General features: G+C 75.4%; 21 protein-coding genes. 6 read left to right on the top strand and 15 right to left on the bottom strand.

All coding sequences use genetic code 11. The annotated features are described in order from the left end of the window. Positions 1-22 precede the first annotated feature (22 nt). From ACFOVU_RS24605 to ACFOVU_RS24590, 4 genes are all read left to right on the top strand, one after another. The gene (locus ACFOVU_RS24605) at positions 23-1,162 is read left to right on the top strand and encodes an alkaline phosphatase family protein (protein WP_378538199.1); all 1,140 of its coding nucleotides are present in this window, start codon (positions 23-25) and stop codon (positions 1,160-1,162) included. A 101-nt stretch (positions 1,163-1,263) separates the two neighbouring features. Then, positions 1,264-1,728, top strand: a complete 465-nt coding sequence (locus ACFOVU_RS24600; RefSeq protein ID WP_378537376.1) for a peroxiredoxin — start codon at positions 1,264-1,266, stop codon at positions 1,726-1,728. 86 nt (positions 1,729-1,814) lie between these two features. After that, positions 1,815-2,615 (top strand): enoyl-CoA hydratase-related protein, encoded by an 801-nt coding sequence (locus tag ACFOVU_RS24595; RefSeq protein ID WP_378537374.1) that lies wholly within the window; start codon positions 1,815-1,817, stop codon positions 2,613-2,615. Next, the gene (locus tag ACFOVU_RS24590) at positions 2,615-3,277 is read left to right on the top strand and encodes an MBL fold metallo-hydrolase (protein ID WP_378537372.1); all 663 of its coding nucleotides are present in this window, start codon (positions 2,615-2,617) and stop codon (positions 3,275-3,277) included. The genes ACFOVU_RS24595 and ACFOVU_RS24590 overlap by 1 nt, the downstream gene beginning before the upstream one ends. Positions 3,278-3,486: 209 nt before the next feature. Here ACFOVU_RS24590 and ACFOVU_RS24585 read toward each other — a convergent pair whose 3' ends face one another. The 5 genes from ACFOVU_RS24585 to ACFOVU_RS24565 all read right to left on the bottom strand — a co-directional run bounded on the left by ACFOVU_RS24585 (position 3,487) and on the right by ACFOVU_RS24565 (position 10,010). After that, on the bottom strand, positions 3,487-3,831 hold the full coding sequence (locus ACFOVU_RS24585) for a hypothetical protein (protein ID WP_378537371.1): 345 nt from the start codon (positions 3,829-3,831) through the stop codon (positions 3,487-3,489). A gap of 84 nt (positions 3,832-3,915) precedes the next feature. Beyond that, on the bottom strand, positions 3,916-4,572 hold the full coding sequence (locus tag ACFOVU_RS24580) for a GNAT family N-acetyltransferase (RefSeq protein ID WP_378537369.1): 657 nt from the start codon (positions 4,570-4,572) through the stop codon (positions 3,916-3,918). Positions 4,573-4,673: 101 nt separating this feature from the next. Then, positions 4,674-7,805: a CHAT domain-containing protein gene (locus ACFOVU_RS24575; protein WP_378537367.1), complete on the bottom strand. Its 3,132-nt coding sequence runs from the start codon at positions 7,803-7,805 to the stop codon at positions 4,674-4,676. Positions 7,806-8,837: 1,032 nt separating this feature from the next. Next, the gene (locus tag ACFOVU_RS24570) at positions 8,838-9,419 is read right to left on the bottom strand and encodes a hypothetical protein (protein WP_378537365.1); all 582 of its coding nucleotides are present in this window, start codon (positions 9,417-9,419) and stop codon (positions 8,838-8,840) included. Positions 9,420-9,434: 15 nt separating this feature from the next. Next, complete coding sequence (locus tag ACFOVU_RS24565) at positions 9,435-10,010, bottom strand: RNA polymerase sigma factor (RefSeq protein WP_378537363.1); 576 nt, start codon at positions 10,008-10,010, stop codon at positions 9,435-9,437. A gap of 219 nt (positions 10,011-10,229) precedes the next feature. On the opposite strand from ACFOVU_RS24565, the gene ACFOVU_RS24560 reads away from it, so the two are divergent. Beyond that, a complete protein-coding gene (locus tag ACFOVU_RS24560) occupies positions 10,230-10,724 on the top strand; it encodes a DUF3145 domain-containing protein (protein ID WP_378537362.1) in 495 nt (164 codons plus the stop codon). Between the two features lie 79 nt (positions 10,725-10,803). Here the strand turns inward: ACFOVU_RS24560 and ACFOVU_RS24555 are convergent, their stop codons facing one another. The 9 genes from ACFOVU_RS24555 to ACFOVU_RS24515 all read right to left on the bottom strand — a co-directional run bounded on the left by ACFOVU_RS24555 (position 10,804) and on the right by ACFOVU_RS24515 (position 17,399). Continuing rightward, positions 10,804-11,286, bottom strand: coding sequence for a DUF1707 SHOCT-like domain-containing protein (locus ACFOVU_RS24555; protein WP_378537360.1), 483 nt, complete (start codon positions 11,284-11,286; stop codon positions 10,804-10,806). A 34-nt stretch (positions 11,287-11,320) separates the two neighbouring features. Further along, positions 11,321-11,743, bottom strand: a complete 423-nt coding sequence (locus tag ACFOVU_RS24550) for a DUF1707 SHOCT-like domain-containing protein (RefSeq protein WP_378538198.1) — start codon at positions 11,741-11,743, stop codon at positions 11,321-11,323. A 124-nt stretch (positions 11,744-11,867) separates the two neighbouring features. After that, positions 11,868-12,314, bottom strand: coding sequence for a DUF1707 SHOCT-like domain-containing protein (locus ACFOVU_RS24545; RefSeq protein ID WP_378537358.1), 447 nt, complete (start codon positions 12,312-12,314; stop codon positions 11,868-11,870). Positions 12,315-12,475: 161 nt separating this feature from the next. Further along, positions 12,476-13,312: a 3'(2'),5'-bisphosphate nucleotidase CysQ family protein gene (locus ACFOVU_RS24540; RefSeq protein WP_378537357.1), complete on the bottom strand. Its 837-nt coding sequence runs from the start codon at positions 13,310-13,312 to the stop codon at positions 12,476-12,478. Beyond that, a complete protein-coding gene (locus ACFOVU_RS24535; protein ID WP_378538197.1) occupies positions 13,309-14,313 on the bottom strand; it encodes an ATP-grasp domain-containing protein in 1,005 nt (334 codons plus the stop codon). The genes ACFOVU_RS24540 and ACFOVU_RS24535 overlap by 4 nt, the downstream gene beginning before the upstream one ends. Positions 14,314-14,620: 307 nt before the next feature. Continuing rightward, complete coding sequence (locus tag ACFOVU_RS24530) at positions 14,621-15,241, bottom strand: HAD family hydrolase (protein WP_378537355.1); 621 nt, start codon at positions 15,239-15,241, stop codon at positions 14,621-14,623. A 140-nt stretch (positions 15,242-15,381) separates the two neighbouring features. Next, positions 15,382-15,918, bottom strand: coding sequence for a YbhB/YbcL family Raf kinase inhibitor-like protein (locus tag ACFOVU_RS24525; protein WP_378537353.1), 537 nt, complete (start codon positions 15,916-15,918; stop codon positions 15,382-15,384). 95 nt (positions 15,919-16,013) lie between these two features. Further along, positions 16,014-16,733 (bottom strand): PIG-L deacetylase family protein, encoded by a 720-nt coding sequence (locus ACFOVU_RS24520; protein WP_378537351.1) that lies wholly within the window; start codon positions 16,731-16,733, stop codon positions 16,014-16,016. Positions 16,734-16,850: 117 nt separating this feature from the next. Beyond that, positions 16,851-17,399 (bottom strand): CGNR zinc finger domain-containing protein, encoded by a 549-nt coding sequence (locus ACFOVU_RS24515; RefSeq protein WP_378537349.1) that lies wholly within the window; start codon positions 17,397-17,399, stop codon positions 16,851-16,853. 55 nt (positions 17,400-17,454) lie between these two features. Between ACFOVU_RS24515 and ACFOVU_RS24510 the strand changes: the two genes are divergently transcribed. Next, the gene (locus tag ACFOVU_RS24510) at positions 17,455-18,717 is read left to right on the top strand and encodes an MFS transporter (protein ID WP_378537347.1); all 1,263 of its coding nucleotides are present in this window, start codon (positions 17,455-17,457) and stop codon (positions 18,715-18,717) included. 56 nt (positions 18,718-18,773) lie between these two features. Here the strand turns inward: ACFOVU_RS24510 and ACFOVU_RS24505 are convergent, their stop codons facing one another. Then, the gene (locus tag ACFOVU_RS24505; protein ID WP_378537345.1) at positions 18,774-19,562 is read right to left on the bottom strand and encodes a class I SAM-dependent methyltransferase; all 789 of its coding nucleotides are present in this window, start codon (positions 19,560-19,562) and stop codon (positions 18,774-18,776) included. Positions 19,563-20,050: the final 488 nt, after the last annotated feature.

The raw sequence follows: 20,050 nt of genomic DNA, 5'->3' as shown, positions 1-20,050 counted from the left end.
CGCCGCGGACGGCGGCGCGCTCATGACCATCTCCTCCGCCGGGTTCGAGGTCCCCCGCTACGGCGGCCGCTCCCTGGCCGACCTCACCCCGTCCGTGCTGGCCTCGCTCGGCGTGGCGGGCGAGCGCGCCACGCTGGACCTGCCCCCCGCACGCCGCGCCTGCGTGCTGCTGATCGACGGCCTGGGCTGGGAGCAGCTCAGCGCCCACCGCGCCCTCGCCCCGTTCCTGACCTCCCTGGCCGACGCCGCCGCGCCGATCACCGTAGGGTTCCCCACGACCACCGCGACCAGCCTGACCAGCGTCGGCACCGGTCTGGCCCCGGGATGCCACGGCGTCTTCGGCTACGAGGTCGCGATCCCCGGCGGCGACCACACCCTCAACCAGCTGCGCTGGTCCCCCGACGTCGACCCCGAGGAGTGGCAGCCGCACGCGACCGTCTACCAACGGGCCGAGCGCGCCGGGGTCGCCACCGCCTACATCGCCTCGGGGGCCTTCGAAGGCGGCGGGCTGAGTCGGGCCTCGGCCCGCGGGAGCCGCTACGTGCCCGCCGAAGGCACCGATGAGGTCGGCGCCGCCGTCGCCGCCCGGCTGGCCGCCCACGACCGCGCGCTGCTGTTCGCCTACCACCCCGGCCTCGACTCCAGCGGCCACCAGTGGGGGATCGACTCCGACGACTGGCGCGCCGAGCTGGCGCGGGTCGACCGGCTCGCCGAGCGGATCGCGGGGGCGCTGCCGCCGGGGTCCGCTCTCTACGTGACCGGCGACCACGGGATGGTCGACGTCGGTGCCGGCGCCCGCATCGATGTCGGCACCGACCCCGATTTCGCCGCGGGCGTGCGCGTCCTCGCCGGCGAGGCCAGGGCCCGCCACGTCTACACCCACCCGGGCGCCGCACCCGACGTGCTGGCCGCCTGGAGCGAGCGGCTGGGCGCCGCGGCCGTGGTGCTCAGCCGCGACGCCGCCATCGACGCCGGGCTGTTCGGGCCGGTCGACGACCGGCTGCGCGCCCGGATCGGCGACATCGTGGCGGTGGCCCGCGGCGACACCGCCCTCATGAACCCCGGCAGCGATTCCGCCGAGGCCACGATGGTGGGCATGCACGGCTCCCTGACCACCGCGGAGCTGTACGTGCCCCTGCTGCGGGCCGCCACGGGAGCGTGAATGCGCTTCCCGGGGGCGGGGTTAGGCTGGCGGCGTAGCCCCCGGCCGGAGGCCCCCGTCCGCGGGGCCGTTTGAGCGGAGCGAGAAGGGGAGCGTGACCCATGGACACAGGTGAGCAGGTACCCGACTTCGAACTCCCCGACCAGAACGGCACCCCCCGCCGCCTCGGTGAACTGCTGGCCGACGGGCCGGTGGTGCTGTTCTTCTACCCTGCGGCGATGACCTCCGGGTGCACCGCGGAGAGCTGCCACTTCCGCGACCTCGCCGCGGAGTTCGCCGAACTCGGCGCCCAGCGGGTCGGTATCAGCGGCGACTCCGTCGAACGCCAGCTGGCCTTCGCCGACAAGAACGGCTTCGATTACCCGCTGCTGTCCGACACCGACGGACACGTAGCCGGCCTGTTCGGTGTGCGACGCGGCGGGCTGCTGTCCGGCATGGCCCCTACCCGGCGCCGGACCTTCGTGATCGGCACCGACCGGCGCGTGCTCCACGTCGTCAAGAGCGAGATCCGCATGGACGCGCACGCCGACGGCGCCCTGGAATTCCTGCGCGCGCGACGCGGCTGAACCGCGGGCCGGAGCTTCCTCCCCGGAGGCCGCTGGGGCAGGATCGGTGCCGAGTGCGACACCGACCACGGAAGGGGCGGCCGACGATGGCGGACACCACAGGGACAGAGGCGCTGGTGCGCCGGAGCACCGAACGGGGCATCGCGACCCTGACCCTGGACTCCCCGGCCAACCGCAACGCCCTGTCGGCGCGGCTGCGCACCGACCTGGCCACCGCGCTGTCCGCCGCGATGGACGACGACGCCGTCCGCGCGGTGCTGCTGACCGGGGCCGGGCCGGCGTTCTGTGCCGGGGCCGACCTCAAGGAGATGGCGGCCGAGCAGGAGGGGCGCCGCCCCGACCTGTCCGCCCCCGGCATGGCCGAGCTGTTCGGCGCCGTCATGGACGCGCCCAAGCCGGTCGTCGTCAAGCTCAACGGGGCCGTGCGGGCGGGCGGGATCGGGCTGGTCGCGGCCGCCGACATCGCCATCGCCCCCGACACCACGACGTTCGCCTTTACCGAGGTGCGGATCGGGGTCGTCCCGGCGATCATCTCGGTGCCCGTCGGCGCCCGGATGCACGACCGCCAGCTCACCCGCTACTTCCTCACCGGGGAGACCTTCGACGCCACGGCCGCCGCGGCCGCCGGGCTGATCACGGCGGCGGAGCCGGCCGACCGGATCGACGCCGTTGTCGAGGGGATCCTCGACGGGCTGCGGGCCGGAGCGCCCGCTGCGCTGGTGCGCACCAAGTCCGTGGTCGGCGCGGCGTCGTCGATGCCTGCGGCCGGCCGCGCCGCCGCTCTGGAGCGGATGGCGGAGCTGTCGCGCGACTTCTTCGCCGGTACCGACGCCGCCGAGGGGCGCGCGGCGTTCTTCGAGAAGCGCTCCCCCTCGTGGGTGCTGTAATGGGGGGCGTGACCTACACCGGAGAGACGCGGGTCGGCGGCCCCGCGGACACACGAGCACTGGACGAGCTCACCATCAGCAAGCTGGCGGTGGGCCCGATGGACAACAACGCCTACCTGCTGCGCTGCCGGCGCAGCGGCGAGGCCGTGCTGATCGACGCGGCCAACGAGGCCGACCGCATCTTCGACCTCGTCGGCGAGAACGGCCTGGCGCGCGTCGTCACCACCCACCGCCACGGGGACCACTGGCAGGCGCTGGCCGAGGTGGTGGGCGCAACGGGCGCCCGCACCGTGGCCCACCCCGCCGACGGCGGGGAGCTCCCGGTCTCGGTCGACGAGCCGGTGGAGCACGGCGCGCGGATCCCGGTGGGCGAGTCCGAGCTGAGCGTCATCCACCTGCGCGGGCACACCCCGGGCTCGATCGCCCTGCGCTACGACGAGCCCGGCGGGCGCACGCACCTGTTCACCGGCGACAGCCTCTTCCCGGGCGGCGTCGGCCGGACCGGCTCCCCCGAGGACTTCCGCTCGCTGCTGGGCGACGTCGAGGAGCGGGTCTTCGCGGACCTCGGCGACGACACCTGGGTGTACCCGGGCCACGGCAAGGACACCACCCTGGGAGCGGAGCGCCCGCACCTCGGCGAATGGCGCGAACGAGGCTGGTGAGCCCGGCCCGGCGGCGCCCGCTGCGTGCGGCCGGCGCCGCCCGCCCGGTGGCAGAAGGCGGGGCCGGGGGAGCGTCCGCCCAGGGGCTCGCGTCCCAGCCACGACCTGCGGGTTCACGACCGGGGGCGGCGCCGCGAGCGGCGCCGCCCCGCCCCCGTGGTCCGGGCCGGTGCGCTCTCGCTTCCGCCCCCGGAATCCGGCCGCCTTCGTCAGGGCAGGCCGGGCTCCTCCTGCTCGTGCATGGCCTGTTCCTCGGCGCTGTGGCCCAAGGGGTCCTCGGGAAAGTCCTCCGGGTAGCGGATGGCCTCGTTCTCCGGGCCCTTGTCGATGTCGGACTCCTGGACATCGGGGACCTCGCGTGCCAGGGCCTCGTCGAGCGGCTCCCCGGCCTCCCGCTCGGTGCCGGTGGTCCCGTACTCGTCCATGGCGATGGGATGCTCGGCCGGGAGCGGCTGGTCCTCGGTGGTGTCCTCTTGCGCGGGCAGGCCGTCGTCCTCCCAGTCGAAGGCGTCGGCGTTGATGGAATCCGCGGGATGGTCGGGTGTCTCACTCATGCCGCGCCTGCTAACCGCGCCCGCGCACTCTATTCGCGGCCACGATCGGCAGCGGCGGCGCCGAGGGCGGTGGCGAGAGGCCGTTCACGCCGGTGGATCCCCGGCCCCGAGCAGGGGCAGGCACCGCTCCACCCCGTGCACCTCGATCCCCTCGACCAGGTCGCTTCGCCAGTCGGCCCGCTCCAGCCGCAGGTGCAGGTCTTCGACCGCCTGCCCGCGCACCTTCAGGCGGCCGACGCCGTTGTCCCGGTAGCCGAGCCTGCGGGACACCCTCAGCGAGCGCGGGTTGCGCGCGACGACCGCGCTGTGCGCGGCTTCGGCCCCCAGAGACGTGAAGGCCAGGTGCAGGACGGCGGCGCGCATCTCGGTGCCGATGCCCTGCCCCTGGTGGCGCAGGCCCAGCCAGGAACCCGTGCGCACCTCCCGCGTCTCAGCGAAGTCGCGGGCCGTGATCTCCTGGATGCCGACGACGCCGGAAGCGGTGAACACCGCCAGCGGGAGCTGCCAGTCGTCGCGGGCGAACGCGCCCAGCGTCCGCCAGTGGTGCAGGAACACGCCGCGCGCCCGCTCCTCGGGCGAGGCGTCGGTCCAGGGGAGGACGAACGGCATCTCTCCGGGGTCGTGCACGCCTTCGGCGGCGAGGTCGCCGAGCGCGTCGAGCTCTTCGGGGGCGGGCAGCCGCAACTCCAGCCGCGGGGTGCGGATGACCAGATCGTTCAGGGGCCAGTGACGGAGTCTCATGCATGTGGATTATCCGCCGTCCGTCCGGATCGGGGCGACTCGTTTTCGGCGCCGTCGACGCGGTCGGCGGCGATCCGCGGGCGCGGGGAGCGGCGCACCGGTCAGCCCGCCCCGAAGCAGACGAACCCGGCGCCGGCGAGGTGGTCGGCGACCGCTTGCGCGGGCGGTGTCCCCGCGGCGACGGCCCTGTGGAAGGCGACCATGGCGGGGCCGGTCTCGCGGTCGCGGACGGGCAGGACTCCTGCCACGACCGCCGTGCCTCCGAGCGCCAGCAGGGCGGAGCCCAGCCCCAAGGGCAGGCCCGACGGCGCGGGCGTGGACCCGCCCACCCAGCAGGAGGACAGCACAGTGAGATCGGGCAGCCGGGGCAGCCGTTCCAGGTCATAGGCGAGCAAGGGGCCGTCGGCCAGCTCCACCCCCGAGAGCATTGGGGCATCGGGGCAGGTGGAGCCGTGCGCGGCGATGTGCGCGAGGTCGGCGCCGCCCAATGCGTCGAGGACCGCGTGCACGCGGGCGGCACCGCCGGTGAGCACGGTCGCGCCCGGCCGGAGTCCGCGCAGGGCCCGGACCTCGGCCGGGGCGCCGTCCAGGCCGCCGCCGGCGGTCAGCAGGGCGCGCGGAGGAGGACTCCCGGCCGCCGCGCTGCCGGCCCGCCGTGGCTCGCGCGCGAGCCAGGTCCGCGCCGACGGCACGACGCTGACGGCCCGGCCGCGCAGCGACGGCAGCAGACCCCACGGAAGTCCCTGGGCGAAGGCGGCCGGGGCCACGACCAGCGGACGGTCGTGGCGGCCCACCGCCTCCCGCACCGGGTCCAGCAGGAGCCGGTCGAGCAGCGCTGCGGGACCCGCGGCTGCGCGATCCGCCCCGCGTCCCTGTGCGAGGACGCCCGAGCGTCCGGACCTGGCGGCGTCCGTGCTTCCGGGGGCGAGGACGTCCGTGCGCGCGGCGTAGAGCAGCTTGGCCACGGCGTCCCGAGCGGGGGCCGCAGAGGGCAAGGGGTGGACGCGCGCCCGGCCGTCGACGACGGTGACGGCCGCGTGCACGCCGGGGACGTCGATGTGACAGAGGAAGGCGCGGGATCCCAGCCGCTCGGCGAGCGCGGGCACGATCGGGGGCGACGGCTCGGCCGGTGCGGTGTGGCCGGTGCACCCGGCGTGCCACTGGGCCGGGGCCAGCAGCGAGGCGACACGGGCGAGCTCGTCGCGGGCGGAGCGATCGCCGCGTCGCGCGCGGGCGTGCGCGGCGCGATAGCGGTCGAGGAGCAGCGCCCACCCGGGGTCGCGGCAGGGGCCGGGAACGGGGGTGAGGGCGCGCCCGTGCTCGACCCACTCCAGGGCGGTCGCGGCGTCCCCCTCGTGCAGTGCGATGGCCGCTCCGGCGGCGGCGACCTCGCGCTGGTGCGCACGGGCATGGACGAGAAGCTCGAGGTGGCGCAGGCCCGCTTCGGGCACGGCACCGGGTGCGGGGGCCGTGAGAGCCTCGCGGGCCTTCAGGTGGTCACCTTCGGCGAGCGCGCGCAGCGCAGCCACGTGGTGCGCAGCGGGCACCGCCATCGACAACGGCCCCAGCGGCGCACTGGGCACACACCGGGCAAGGGCACGATCGGCCTCCGCGCGCGCCTGCGCGTTGGGTGCCAGAGGCGCGGCTCCGTGGCTGGCGACGGATGGGGACTCGGCGCCGCCAGGTCCCGGTCCGGTCGGCGGTGCGGCCGGAGGAGACGCGTCGACGCCTAGGGGTGCGGGCCGGCCCGCTGTGTCCACGCCCGATGGCGAGCCCGGGGCCGGGCGCGGTGCGGACGGCCGGACAGCGGGATGGGATGCGTCGATGGTTGAGGACGCGGCGCCGCCAGGTCGTGGGCCGGTCGGCAGCGCGGCCGAAGAAGGCGCGTCGACGCCCAGGGGCGTCGGCCGGTTCGGTGGGTCGACAGGTGGTGGCGTGTCCGGAGTGAGGCCTGGTGCGGATGGCCGGGTGGCGGATGGGGAGGCTGGGGGAGCCGTAGGAGGTGTGGTCGGCGGCTCGGCCGGAGGGGACGCGTCGACGCCCAGGGGTGCGGGCCGACCTGCTGCGTCCACGCCCAATGGCCGGCCCGGGACCGAGTGCGGCGCGAACGGCCAGGCGGCGGGCGGTGTTCCGGGAGTGGGGGGAGCCGGACGCGGTGCGTCCGGTGCCGGGATCGAGAGTGCCGGTGGGTGCTGCGCGTCCGCCGGAATGGTGCCGGTCACGCGGTGCCCGGGGCGGACGCTGTGGGGGCGTGGGGAGCGTCGCTGGTGGTCGGGGACGTGGCGGGCCGACCACTCGACCAGGCGGGCGAGTTGCGACCACAGCGAGTCCGCCGCGAAGCGGGACAGCACCCGCCGGGCCTGGATCCGCGCGGCATCGCGGTCGCCCCGTGTGAGGTCGATCTTCGCCCGCAGGAGCCGGGTCGTGGCGTCGTCGCTGGTGTGCCCGCCCCCGGGTAGGCCGGCGATGAGCCGGGCGGCGTCGCGGAACATCCCGGCGGCCAAGAGGGCGTCGGCGTGGTCCAGTCGCAGCGCCGCACGACGGCTGGCCGGGACGAGGGGGTCGGCGTCGGTGAAGCAGGAGACGGCGCCGGCGATGTCGCCGCGCCGCACCGCCAGGCAACCCAGGTTTTGCAGGGTCACACCGCGCAAGTAGCCCAGTGACTGCCGTTCGGCGTGGTGCAGCGCGCGTTCGAGGTCGTCGGCGGACTCCGAAAGCCGCCCGGAGTACATCAGGGCGAGGCCCCGGTTGCTCAGCACCCCCGGAAGGATCCGGTCACGCGTATCGGCGTCGAGACGGTCCAGGTGTTCCAGAGCGGTGTCGAAGCCGTCGATGGCCGGGCCGAATCTGCCGTGCTGCGCGGCCGCCACACCGCGGTGCAGGTGGACCAGGGTGCGGGCCGACGGGGTGGCCGCGGCCATGCGGTCCAGCGACGTCCCGGCGACACCGCCGCCGTCCCGCAGCGCCAGCAGGCCGATGCGGGAGGCGCGCGCGTGCGCGGCCGACTCGTCGAGCCCCGCCCGGGAGGCGACCGCGGCGGCTTGGCGCAGCAGCCGGTGGGCGCCGCGGGGGTCGCCGAGCTCCCGTTGCGCCATCCCGAGCAGCCGCAGCGCCGCGGACCGGGCGGCGGGGCCGGGACGCTCGTCGAGCAACCGCCCCGCGTGCTCCCGTGCCGCCCGCGGATCGCGGGCGATCAGCGTGAGGGGGTGGAGGACGTCGAGGTTCACCGTCATGTGCAGCGCCTTCCGTGTCCGACGCTCGGGGGAGGGGGAGCGACCGCGGCCGTACACACCGCGTACGGGCAGTCGCCGAAAGTGATAACACGCGCTCCTCCCGGTCGACCGGCCCCGTCACCCGTCCGGGGCGCGAACGCGCCGCAGAAGACCGGCCACTACGGGGTTCCGGGCGCCCAGCGCCGTCCCCAACACCCCCATCCGGCCCGCCCGCAAGCCGTTCCCCCGCATAGCCGCCATCACCTCCCGCCCCCCGGGCACCGGCGGCCCCGACCGCCCCTGACATGCGCCACCACGCCGAAGACCGTCCGCGCCACCCTCCCCGCGGCCCCGATCGCTCGGTCCGGCGATGGCGGCCGGGGTAGCCGTAGGCTCCCGGCGCCGATATCGACACCGTCGCCGAACATTTCCGTCGATCCGATGTCCCCACCACCCCCTCACCGCCCGACCTGGCCACCAGATCCACCCCGGACGTCGGTCCGGCGATGTCGAGCGGAGGGAACCGCCTCCGCTGATATCGATGGCGCGTCCGAAGCCGGGCCCGCGTGGTCGCCGGACCACCGGGCCGCTCAGACCGTCCGCGGAAGCCCTCCCGCTCGGGCCGAAGCGCGTTCCGTCGGACAGCAGCTCCGAGCCGGGCCCGTGCCGTTACGGCGGCCTTCTCTCGCGGTGTCCGGCTTCGATGCCCGAGGGGTGACCTGGTGGCCCGGTCCGTCGGGCGCCGGGGGTGTGGAAGGAGGAGCAGGCCTGCGCGGTGCGGCGTGTGCGCGGCCCTCGCCCTCGGCCGGCCGGGCGAAGGGTGGCCGGTGTGGCCGGGTCGCCTGGCCCGATGTGGGTCGGTCCTGGTGGCCGGGTTCGCCGAGGCCCGGTGCCGGCATGCCGGGTCCTTTGCGGTTCTCCGGCGGCGAGGGGGACGGGTGCGGAGACGTCCGTCGCCGCGAGAGCGTGGCGATCCGGCACAGCAGAGGGCGACGCCGGTTCCGGCGAGTACGGGCGTTGCGGCGCCCGGTGGAACCGGAGACCGGCGGGAGGTCAGATGGTGAGCCACCGGGTCGTGGCCGGAGGGGCTTCCGGCAGGTGGACGAGGAGGCTGACCGGGCCGCGCGGGACGCCGCGGGCGAGGAAGGCGCCGTCAGGGTCCACGTCGTGGTGCGAGGTGCCGTGCGGGCTGCGGACCTCCACCGCCAGGGCCCGGGCCGGAGCGACCCGACCCACCAGGTCGCGGTCGTCGTCCACGAGGGTGATCTCCATGCTCACCGCCACCCCCGGCCCCTCGAACCGTACGTAGCGCGGAGCGTCGGCAAGGGTGCCCGCGTCGCGCAGGCCCACCGGCGTGGTCCCCAGCGAGTCGTCGCGGAGATCGGCGAACACGGTGTCGTCCCGTCGCATGGCGAACGCCGCGCGCGCGGCCCGGCGCACCGCCGTCGGCATCGCGCCCACGGGAGAGGTCTGCGCCCGCAGGATCGCCATGAACGCCTCGTCGGCGTCATCGTCGGCCGCGGCGTGGTCGTCAGCGGCGGCGAGCGCCTCGGGCACGCCCGGGCCGGTGTGGGCGCCGGGAGCGCCGGGAGGGGTGCGGTCGGCACCCGGGGTGGGCGGGTCGTCGTGGATCATGTCGCGGCCCCTTCGTCACTGGTCGTCGTCGCGCTGGTGGTCCTCGGCGAGTATGCGGCGCAATCGGCGCCGCATCCGCCGCCGGGCCACGGGGATCTCGGCGAGGGGCAGCCCGGTGAACTCGGCCACCTCGGTCACGCGGGTCCGGGGGGAGTACAGGTCGATCGCCGCGAGGGTCCGCTCCGGCTCGTCCAGCCCGGCGATGGCGCGGCGCACCCCGCGGTCGCGTTCGGCCGCCAGATGCAGGGCCTCCGGGCTGCGGTGGTCGGCGGAGTCGAGCAGAGCGGGGTCCTCGGGCGCGGTCCGGCGGCGCAGCCGGAGCTGGCGTCTGCACTCGTTGTGCGTGGTGGCGGCCAGCCAGGCCCCCACGTGTTCGGGGTCGCGGATACGCGGCAGGTGGTCGGAGAGCACGCACCACACGGTCTGCTCGACGTCCTCGGCGTCGTGCCACGGGAGGCCATAGGAGCGCACCACCGCCCGCACTCGCAGTGAGAAGCGTCCGATCAGCGCATCCCATGCCCGGCCGTCGCGGCACAGTGCCCGCTTCACCAGGTCGGCCGTCGCGGTCTCCCCGCAGGGCTGGTCACCCACCCGCACCCCCGTTAGACTCTCAGCTCCCGCCTCGCGCGTGGCACCACGCTAGCCGCGAGCACGGGCGGACACGGGGAGAACGCCGGATCCGGCCACCGGAGACCTGGTGCCGTTGGTGCCCATGGGGCACAATGGGCCGAGGAGAAGACCCAGGACGGACAGCTCCTCTACGGGTACGAGGGCGTCGGGGAAGCGCACTCGTTCGTATCAGGAGGTTCGGTGTCCGCACGTGGCGTCTTGTACGTCCACTCCGCGCCCGCGGCGCTGTGCCCACACGTCGAGTGGGCGGTCGCGGGTGTAGTTGGCGTGCCTGTGAAACTCGACTGGGGGGCCCAACCGGCCGCCCCTGGAAACCATCGCGCCGAGCTGAACTGGCAGGGGGCACCGGGTACCTCCGGTGCCATCGCCTCGGCGCTCAACGGCTGGCAGCGCCTGCGCTTCGAGGTGACCGAGGAGGCCACCCCGGGATGCGACGGCGTCCGCTACAGCTACACACCCACACTCGGTATCTTCACCGCGGTCACCAGCGCGTCGGGCGAGGTCCTGGTCCCCGAGGCGCGGCTGCGCAACGCCATGGAACGGGCGGCCGCCCAGGAGGCCGACCTCGCCCAGGAGCTCGACCGCCTCACGGGCCGGGTCTGGGACGAGGAGCTCGAACCGTTCCGCTACGCCGGCGACGGCGCCCCCGTCCGCTGGCTGCACGCGGCCGGCTGACGGCATAGGACATAGCGCGCATCAGGGGGTCCGGCCACGACGAGTGCCGGGCCCTTCGCGTGTGCGGCCTTCGGCGGGCTCACACGCCGTCGGGGTCACCGTGGCCCAGGTGGCGGTCGCGCCCGGTGGGGTCGTGGGGCGGGGTGGCGATGGTGCTGGCCAGCGTGAACAGGAACATGAAGCCGAGCGGGATCAGCGGCCAGAACGGCAGGTAGGTCCGCGAGATCAGGCTGGTCACGGCCCAGATCGCGATGAGGATCACCGACACCGCGGCCAGCCCGCGCCAGGGTTCGAAGCGGTCGCGCCACTCGGGATCGGCGCCGGGGTCGGCCGCCTCGGGGACCGCGGCCGGGACGGGCGCCGGGGGCGGGACCGGGAGGTCGCGGGTCAGGGCCGCGAGGTCGCCCATGGTGGTGGCGTGTACCGCGAGGTCCAGCCGCTCGTGGTACTCGTCCAGCTTGAGCCGACCCTCCTGGAGGGCGCGGGCGAGGCGTTCGGCGCAGGCGTCGCGGTCGGCATCGGACGCGCGCATCTGCTCCGGTGGTACCCGTTCGCCGTCCATGGTCGTCGCTCCCTCCCGCGGTGGCGGGGGACGGTCATCTTCGCGTGCCGGCGTTGTCGTCCGGCCAGATGGCGGCGGCGATCAGGATCGCGGCCCAGATCCCCAGCGGGACCAGCGGCCAGAACGGCATCGCGTCATTGCCCATGATGCTGGTGACGCCCCAGATCCCGGTCATGATCACGGCACCGCCGAGCCACCATCGCCATTCGTCTACCCAGTCCTTCCACGGCGACACCAGCGCGGTGCGGCTCACGGCGGTGAGGGAGGAATCGGGAACGGGGGCGGGCGGGGGAGGTTCGGGGAGGTCGGCGGTGAGGACCCGGAGGTCACCGAGGACAACGGATCGCATGGCGGCGTCGAGTCGGCGTTCGTATTCGGTGAGGTCGAGCCGTCCCTCGGACAGCGCGGTCGCAAGTCGTTCGGCGCAGGCGTCCCGGTCCGCGTCCGAGGCGCGCATACGGCTCTCCGGGACGCGTTCGTCGTCCAACGCCCACCCCCTGCCGCACGATGATGGGTGACCCACGATACGCGTCCGCGGCGTGCGGCAAAAGGCACCTTCCGGGTACGGTCCTGTGGCCGGGTCAGTCCTCGTCGCCGGGCAGGAAGGGCATCGCGATGAGCACCGCGGCCCAGATCCCGAGCGGGATCAGCGGCCAGAACTCCTGCGGCCGGCCATCGGCCACCGAGGTCACGCCCCAGATCCCGACCATGATCACGGCGCCGCCCAGCCAGTGGCGCCACTCGTTGAGCCAGTTCCGCCACCCCGAAGGCGCCTTGCCGGCACCCGTCTCGGCGAGGTCGACCGGTGCCGCGGGGTCCGGCTCCGCAGCGGAGGCGGCGGGCAGATCGGTGGTGAGCGGCACGAGTTCGCCCTGCGTCCGGGCGGACATCGCGGCGTCGAGCCGCAGGTTGTACTCGGCCAGGTCCAGGCGCCCCTCCGACAGGGCCGTGGACAGCCGTGCGGCGACGGCGTCGCGGTCGGCGTCCGATGCGCGCAGGCCCTCCCGCGGGGTCGGATCGGCGGTCATCGGGCCATCCCCCTTCGTCGTGCTGTGCGGTCGTCGACGCTAGGCCGAGCGCCGCGGGACGGCATCCTCCTTGAGAGCGGGACGGCCGTCGTCCTTTCGGACGACGGCCGCCCCGCTGGGGTTCCGGCATGGCCGGAACCGGCCCGCCCTGATGCGCGGCGTCAGCCGATCGGGTGGCCCTCCCGCTCGCGGTGCCAGCTCGCGACGGCGGTGCCGGTGCCGGGGTCGGCGGCGCCGATCACCCCCGTGCCTTCCAGATCACCCCGGTAGTCGAACGGCGTGCCGTCCAGCCGCGACAAGTGGCACCCGGTCTCACGCAGCAGGAGATCGGGCGCCGCCACGTCCCAATCGCGCACCGGCACGTCCTTGACGAGCAGGTGCGCGGCGCCCTCGGCGATCCGGCACAGCTTCAGGGATATCCCGCCGCACTCCAGGTAGCCGCCGTACCCGAAGTGGTCGTAGGCCGCGCGCGCGATCCCGCCCGGCTCCGGCGTGTTGTCGGTGAGCACGCCCGTGCCCGGCGGCGCCGGGGCGACCCGCGGCAGCATCCGGCCGTTGGCGGCGGCGCCCATGCCGTGCACGGCGGTGTAGAGCACGCCGGTTTCGGGCGCGTGGACGGCGGCGGCAAGGGGGCGGGCGTCGACCATCAGCGTCGCCTGCGTCACGTAGCCGGGGAAGCCGTGCGCGTAGCTGGCGGTGCCGTCCAGGGGATCGATCAGCCAGTACCGGTCGGGCCGCCGCCCGCCGGCCGCCGGTCCGGGGTCCTCCTCGCTGATCACCGGCGTCGAAGGGGAGATCCGGCGCAGCCGGGCGGACAGGGCGTCGTGTGCGCGGGTGTCGGCTCCGGCTTTGAACTGGCCGTCGTGCCACCGGCCGGCGGTGGCGGCGGGGTCGGAGCGCCATTGGCGCAGTAGAGCGCCGACCTCCGCCACCGCCTCCGCCAACGCGTCGACGAGGGAGGCCGGGGGCGGCGCGTGCGGGCCGCGGCGGGCGCTCACCGGGCGGCCCGCGCAACGGGGGCCGCGGCGGCCGACGTCGGCCGGCCGGGGGTGATCCCGTACCCGGCGAAGCCCGCCTCGTCGATGAACTCGTCGGCCCAGTGCCGGACCATGACGACCCCTTCGCGCCACTCGTCGGCCAGCCGCGGGCCGCCCTCGATGGCCTGCCGCAGCAGCCCGGCGACCTCGTCGACCCCGGCCGCGGCGGTGAGGGGCGCCGTGGACGAGAAGCGCGGGTTGATCTCGAAGATGCGCGGCTCGCCGTCGGCGTCGAGGGCGAGCTGGACGTTGAACGGGCCGTCGGCGCGCAGTTCGCGCTGCACCGCCCGGCACACCTCGGCCACGCGGGCGTGGCGGCGGGTGACGGCGAACCTGGTGACACCGTCCTTCAAGATGACCTCCTTGGGCACGACCGACTGGACCGCGCCGTCACGCCACACGACGACCGACACGGTGAACTCCGTTCCCCCGACCCGCTGCTGGACCAGCAGGTCACCGGGGGCGCAGGGGCTTTCGGCGATCAGCCGGGACAGCTCCCCGGCCGACTCCGCGACCGCGACCCCTCGTCCGCCGCGGCCCCTGCGCGGCTTGACGACCACCGGGAACGGGGGGTCGCCCGTCCACTCCTCGGCCGTCCGGGTGGCCGGGACGGGGATCCCGGCCTCGGCCAGGCGGCGCATGAGCACGTATTTGTCCAGGCACGTGGCGACGAATGCGGGCCGCGGCAGCAGCACCGCGATGCCGTCGTCGGCGAGCCGGCCCGCGGCCGGCAGCTCCTCGTCGACCAATGGGACCAGCGCGGCGGCGTTCTCCCTCCGGCAGATGTCGCGGATCTCGGGGAGGAAGTCGTCGCTGTCGCCGGGCGGCACCAGATGGCTGCGGTCGGCGAGGTAGAGGCCGGGGGCCGCGGGGTCGATGTCGGTCGCGACGACCCGGTAGCCCCGGCGGCGCAGCCGCATGATCGTCCCGGCGGTCGGGGCCGAGCCGGCGGTGGTGATCACGACGGTGGGCGGATGCGGATCGGTGAGCTGTTGGGCGGGCACCGGTGGACCTTTCCGCTTGCGGTGGATGGTGCGGAGACCGGCTCGGGTCTGCGTGCATGCCAGCGGGCCCGGACGGCGGGGACGGCTCCTTCCCGGTGGGGGACGCGGGTCGTCTCGAGCCTAAACCGCAGATCAGCGCCGCGCTCGACGATGGCCGCATCCGGATCCGGGGACAACCGGACAGGGGTGCGTCGCGTGCGCGCACGCCGCCCCGCTCGGGTTCCGGCGTGCCCGGCCCCGCTGCCACCGCCACGTCCGCGAAAGGTCAGAGCGGGCCGAGGCGATCGGCGAGGAAGGCCTCGGCGGCCTCGGGGCCGGTGTAGTGGTGCGCGTCGATGCCCAGCGCCTTGGCCGCGAGGATGTTCTCCTCGCGGTCGTCGAGGAAGATGGTGTGCCCCGGCTCGGCGCCCAGTTCGCCCAGCACGCGGGTGTAGATCTCCGGGTCGGGTTTGCACAGGGCCAGGTCGGAGCTGAAGAACAGCCGGTCGAAGCCGGCGAGCGCGGGGGAGCGGCGCAGGGCGTGCGCCATGTCGGCGGAGGCGTTGGACAGCAGGGCGAGCCGCGCCCCGCGGGCCGCCAGCCGCTCCAGGAGCCGCACGCTCCGGTCGCGCACGTGCAGCCACGAGGCGACGTCGGCCGCCCACAGCTGCTGGCGCCGGATGGTGTCCCAGTCGGCGCCGGCGTGCCGGGCGACGTTGTCCCAGTAGACCGCGGCGGTGTCCCCCCGGTCGTAGCCGCGGCGCCCCGCCCAGTAGGCGGCCCAGAACGCGGCCGGGTCCACGCCCGCCAGCCGCTCCAGGTTCGCCCGCGACTCCGCGGGCTGCGGCAGCGAGATGACCTCGCCGTAGTCGAAGAGGATCGTCGGGGTGCCGGCAGTGCGACCCATGTGCGTCGGTCCCTCTCGCGTAGTGGTGGTTCCCGCTCGTCCCGCGCGGCTCGGTGCGCGCCCCGTCGTCCCGCGGGCCCCGCAGGGCTCGCAGAGGGCCCGCCCCGGGACGGAGCGGGCCCTGTTCCGCTGCCGGGAGCCTACTTCTGCTCGTACACCGGGGTAATGACCGCCCGGCCGATGGCGTGGGAGAAGAGGTTGAACCCGAGGAACGCCGGGCTCGCGGCGTCGCCGATTCCCAGGGTGGCGACGTCCAGCGCGTGCACCGCGAACATGTAGCGGTGCGGACCGTGGCCGGGCGGCGGGGCCGCGCCGACGTAGCGCTTGTCCCCGGCGTCGTTGCGCAGGGTGACCGCTCCCTCGGGCAGGCCCGTGCCCGACCCGTCGCCGGCCCCGGCCGGCAGCTCGGTCACCGACGCCGGGATGTCGAAGACCGCCCAGTGCCAGAAGCCGCTGGCCGTGGGGGCGTCGGGGTCGAAGCAGGTGACGGCGAAGCTGCGGGTGCCCTCGGGGAAGCCGCTCCACGCCAGGTGCGGCGAGACGTCCTGACCGCCGGCGCCCATCAGGCCGCTGACCTGGGCCGGCGCCAGGGTCCGGCCGTCGGCGACGTCGTCGCTGGTCACCGTGAACGATGCGACGTCGGGCAGGAAATCGTAGGGAGATGGCGACTGGGCCACGCGGGTCCTCCAGGTTCGAATCGTCCGGTCAGGCGTCCCTGACCCTTTCTACCCCCGGATCATGGCAGGAGGCGGGCAGCCGGGGCCACCGGGTGTCAGCGGGTGTCGACGACCCGGAACGCCTCCGCCAGCCTCCCCTCGGCCAGCCCGCCCTTGGCGGCGTTGGCGGCGAGCCAGCCGCGGACGGACGGCTCGATCTCCGCGATGTCGGGGATCTGGCTGGCGTGCGCGGCCAGCGCGGCGAACTTGCGGTCGATCACGTCGGTGACGTCGGAGAAGCGGTCGGGGGCCGCCGGGTGCATGACCCACACCTCGGGCACGCTCCAGGGCCGCAGCCCCTCGTTTGCGAGGAGGGCGGGGTGCGCGTGCGGGTTGCGCGCGTCGGGGTAGACGGCGTTGATCCCGGCCTCGCCCGTGGCGAGGTGGTCGGGGTGGCTCGCGGCGATCGTCGCCCAGTCGCGCTCGGGGCTGGGGATGATCACCCGCTGGGGGCGCACCTGGCGGATGACCCGGGCGATGTCGCGCCGCAGCGCCATGTCGGGCAGGACCTCGCCGTCGGGGCGGCCCAGGAACCGGACGTCGCTCACGCCGACCGCGGCGGCGGCCTTGCGCTGCTCACCGCGCCGGATGTCGGCCATCTCCTCCGTGCTCACGACCCGGTCGTCACCGCCGGCCTCACCGTCGGTGACCAGCAGATAGGTGACCTCGATCCCGGCGTCGGTCCACAGCGCGACCGTCCCCGAACACCCGAAGTCGACGTCGTCGGGGTGGGCCATGACCACGAGCGCGCGCTCGGTCCCGTCGTCGTCCGGCATGTGCGGCTCCTCTTTTCATTCGCGGGACGGCCCGCGCGGCCGTTCCTTCGTACATCTCCAGCGTGCCCGGGGTCCCGGAGATTCCGGCCGTTTCCGGCCGCGTGGCGGCGCCCCGCCTTACGCGCGCGACCTCCGGTGCGCGGCGACGCGCGAGCGGGTCGCGCACCGCTGGGAGCAGTACCGCCGGGGGCTCCCGCTGCCGGTGTCGACGAACACGCGCTCGCAGCCCGCGGCCGCGCACACCCCGCCCGGGGGCCGCTGGCGGTCGGTCAGGACCAGCGAGAGGGTCAGGCAGGCGGAGGTCAGGAACCACTCGCCGAGCGGGGCGTCATCGTGGCCGTCCACGTGCACGTGCCAGTGGGTGGTGCCACCGTGGCTGGTCAGCCGCGGCGGGTGGGCGCTACGGGCCAGCAGGGTGTTCAGGGAGTCGGCGGCGGCGCCGGTATCGGGGGCGGTGAAAACGGCGCGCAGCCGCAGCGCGGCGGCGCGCATCGCCGCCACGTCGGCGGATGACACGTCCAGCGGGTCGGTCTCCCCGTGGGCGCGCAGGACCGCGTCGACGGCCGCGGCGTCGGCGTCGTCGCGGCTCAGCAGGTTGACGAGGTCGGTGGTGCGCCGGGCGAGCCCGCGGACCGCGTGCCCGATGATCGCGTTGGGCATCGGCATTCCGTCAATGTAACGTCTCTAGAGCACAAGGACGTTACCCGGCTAGCGTCGCGCCGTGAGCGGGAGATACGGGCTGCGGTCGCGCGACAGCGGGGAACCGGACGCGAAGCGCCGGGACCGGCGGCCGCGGGCGGTGGGAGCGGGGTACCTCGCAGGGGCCGCTGCGGCGCGGACCGGCGACGAGATGTCGGGACCGGCGCTGCTGCTCCTCGGGGTGGCGGCCACCGGATCGGCGACGGCGGGGGCGGCGCTGCTGGCGGGCCTGACGGTGTCGGCCGCGGCCGGCGGGCCGGTGATCGGCGTGCTGCTCGACCGCAGCGCCCGGCCGGGTCGGCTGCTCGCCGGCGCGCTCGCGGCCTACGCCGCGGGGATCGCGGCGTGCGCGGGCCTGCTGGGCCGCGCGCCCCTCCCGGTGGTCGTCGCGGTGGCCGTGGCAACGGGCGTGCTCGGACCGGTGCTGTCGGCGGGCTGGACGGCGCAGCTGCCGCGGGTCGTCCCGCCGGGGGCATCGGCACGCGCCACGGCCCTGGACGCCATGACCTTCAGCGCCGCCGGGCTGGTGGGCCCCGCCCTGGCCGGGCTCCTGGCATCGGCCGCCGGAGCGGGGGCGGGCGTCGCCGCCGCTGCGGCCCTGATCACCCTCGCCCTGCCGGCCGCCTGGGCACTGCCGGCCGCCGGCGCGTCGGCGGCCACGGATCCGCCGAGGGCACCGGCGGGGGACGGCCGGCGGCTGCGGGGCGCCGATGTGGTCGCGGGTGTGCGGGTCATCGCCGGCAATCCGGCGTTGCTGCGCGCCACGGTCGTGTCGTCGGTGTCCCTTGCGGCCGGAGGGATGCTCGTGGTGTGCACCCCTGCTCTGGGCGCCCGGCTGCTCGGTGGCGCGGAGAACGGGGTGCTGCTGCTGTCGCTCATGGCGCTGTGCGCGCTGGGCGCCAACGCCCTGCTCGCCCGTCGTCCCCCGGCGGTGCGACCCGACACCGTTCTCGTGGTGTGCGTCCTCGCCCAGGCCGCGGGGGTGGCCGTGGTCGCGGCGGCACCCAATACGGCGGTGCTGGTGGTCGCGGTGGCGGTCATCGGCGCGGCGGAGGGGCCGCAGCTCACGTCCCTGTTCGCGATCCGCCACCGCGAAGCGCCGGACCGGCTGCGCGCCCAGGTCTTCACGACGGGCGCCAGCCTGAAGATCACCGCCTTCGCGGCCGGTTCCGCCGTGGCGGGCCCGCTCGCCGACCTCTCCCCGGCCCTGTGCCTGGCCACCGCCGCCGCGGTGCACCTGGTCGCTGCGGGGCTCGATGTTGTTCTCGGCGCCCGCGGGGCGTGATGCGGCCGTGCGCCGGGCGGTTCCGGGCAGTCGGATCCGCGGTCCCCGGCGCGGTCTCAGACGGCCGGGGTCGCGGCGATGTGGGCCCAGGTCTGGGTGAACCAGAGGTCGCCGTCGACGCTGTGCGGGCGCAGGCCCGTCGGGGCGCCGCCCACCAGCTCGCGGGCGAGGATGCGCTCGATCTGCTGGGCCGTGTCCTCGGGCGTCCCCGCCTGCCGCAGCCACGGACGCACCGGGCGCGGGACGTCGAACACCTCCGACCGGGCGACGTCGGCGCCCGCCGCCCGCAGCAGGTCGTGGATCGCGCCGACGCGGAGCATGGTGCCGTGCGAGGGGTCGCGCAGCCGCTCGAAGCGGTCGGGGTCGCCCGCGAGCCCGTCGGGCACGACCATGTCGGCGAGCACCACCCGGCCGCCCGGGCGGCAGACCCGCACCAGCTCGGCGACCACCGCGCCCGGCGAGGCGACGTGGTGCAGGGAGAACCGGGAGACGGCGAGGGAGAACGAGTCGTCCAGGAAGGGCAGGTCGACGGCGTCACCGCGCTGGAAGACGACATTGCCGGCCCCCTCGGCGTCGGCCGCGGCCTTTCCGGTGCGCAGCATCTCCGGGGTGGTGTCGAGTGCCGTCACCTGCCGCACGCGCCGGGCCAGGCGGCGCGCCACCAGGCCGGTCCCGCAGGCGGAGTCGAGGCACACGTCGTCGGCGAGGGGCGCGGCGAAGTCGGCCAGGCGGTCCAGGTGGACGGTGAAGGCGGTGTTGAGCCGGGCGTCCTCGAACGACGCGGCCTGCCGCGCGAATTCCCGTTCCACGACCTCGCGCATGGCCCCCGCCTCCGACGCCGACATCGCCCCGCCTTCCCTCCGCCGCCCCTGCGGCCCCGGGCCCCTCGGGCCCCGGTGGCACCGCACTGTACCGGACCGCCACACACCCGTTCACCGCGGCGGTACGACGGGCGGGCGCCTCTGTGCGGCACCGTTCCCCGAATGGGCGCGCCGGACCGGGTGTTCTCATGGGCCACGGCCCGAGGGCCCGCAGACGCCGCCGCGGGCGCACGGCGAGGGTGGACCCCACCGTGGGATCATCGCGGGCGAACACGCCGATGCGCACCGGCCCCCGGACCCTCGGGCCCGCACCGATCGGCCCCCTCCCACGCCAGAGACGAGGCGTTCCGTTGACCGACTCCACCGGCGAACACGGCTCCGTCCGCGCCGGCGCCGCCGCCGTCGCGGCCGTCCAAGGCTTCGCCGACGCCATCGTGGCCGACGGCGCCGAGGACGTGCCCGCCACCGTGCGTCACCTCGCAGGGGTCCTGCGCGCCCTGGTGCCCGCCGTC

The organism is Nocardiopsis sediminis (assembly GCF_042650565.1).
Classification (GTDB): domain Bacteria; phylum Actinomycetota; class Actinomycetes; order Streptosporangiales; family Streptosporangiaceae; genus Nocardiopsis_B; species Nocardiopsis_B sediminis.
The sequence above is the reverse complement of the archived record's forward strand: the minus strand, read 5'-3'. Positions and strand labels throughout refer to the sequence as shown.

Excerpts from the sequence above, each read along its gene's own strand:
- ACFOVU_RS24555 (WP_378537360.1), bottom strand. The coding sequence starts at position 11,286 with ATGGACGGCGAACGGGTACCACCGGAGCAGATGCGCGCGTCCGATGCC.
- ACFOVU_RS24520 (WP_378537351.1), bottom strand. The coding sequence starts at position 16,733 with ATGCCGGACGACGACGGGACCGAGCGCGCGCTCGTGGTCATGGCCCAC.
- ACFOVU_RS24580 (WP_378537369.1), bottom strand. The coding sequence starts at position 4,572 with ATGAGACTCCGTCACTGGCCCCTGAACGATCTGGTCATCCGCACCCCG.
- ACFOVU_RS24575 (WP_378537367.1), bottom strand. The coding sequence starts at position 7,805 with ATGACGGTGAACCTCGACGTCCTCCACCCCCTCACGCTGATCGCCCGC.
- ACFOVU_RS24545 (WP_378537358.1), bottom strand. The coding sequence starts at position 12,314 with ATGACCGCCGATCCGACCCCGCGGGAGGGCCTGCGCGCATCGGACGCC.
- ACFOVU_RS24505 (WP_378537345.1), bottom strand. The coding sequence starts at position 19,562 with ATGTCGGCGTCGGAGGCGGGGGCCATGCGCGAGGTCGTGGAACGGGAA.
- ACFOVU_RS24600 (WP_378537376.1), top strand. The coding sequence starts at position 1,264 with ATGGACACAGGTGAGCAGGTACCCGACTTCGAACTCCCCGACCAGAAC.
- ACFOVU_RS24585 (WP_378537371.1), bottom strand. The coding sequence starts at position 3,831 with ATGAGTGAGACACCCGACCATCCCGCGGATTCCATCAACGCCGACGCC.
- ACFOVU_RS24550 (WP_378538198.1), bottom strand. The coding sequence starts at position 11,743 with ATGCGCGCCTCGGACGCGGACCGGGACGCCTGCGCCGAACGACTTGCG.
- ACFOVU_RS24515 (WP_378537349.1), bottom strand. The coding sequence starts at position 17,399 with ATGCCGATGCCCAACGCGATCATCGGGCACGCGGTCCGCGGGCTCGCC.
- ACFOVU_RS24530 (WP_378537355.1), bottom strand. The coding sequence starts at position 15,241 with ATGGGTCGCACTGCCGGCACCCCGACGATCCTCTTCGACTACGGCGAG.
- ACFOVU_RS24570 (WP_378537365.1), bottom strand. The coding sequence starts at position 9,419 with ATGATCCACGACGACCCGCCCACCCCGGGTGCCGACCGCACCCCTCCC.
- ACFOVU_RS24595 (WP_378537374.1), top strand. The coding sequence starts at position 1,815 with ATGGCGGACACCACAGGGACAGAGGCGCTGGTGCGCCGGAGCACCGAA.
- ACFOVU_RS24605 (WP_378538199.1), top strand. The coding sequence starts at position 23 with ATGACCATCTCCTCCGCCGGGTTCGAGGTCCCCCGCTACGGCGGCCGC.
- ACFOVU_RS24590 (WP_378537372.1), top strand. The coding sequence starts at position 2,615 with ATGGGGGGCGTGACCTACACCGGAGAGACGCGGGTCGGCGGCCCCGCG.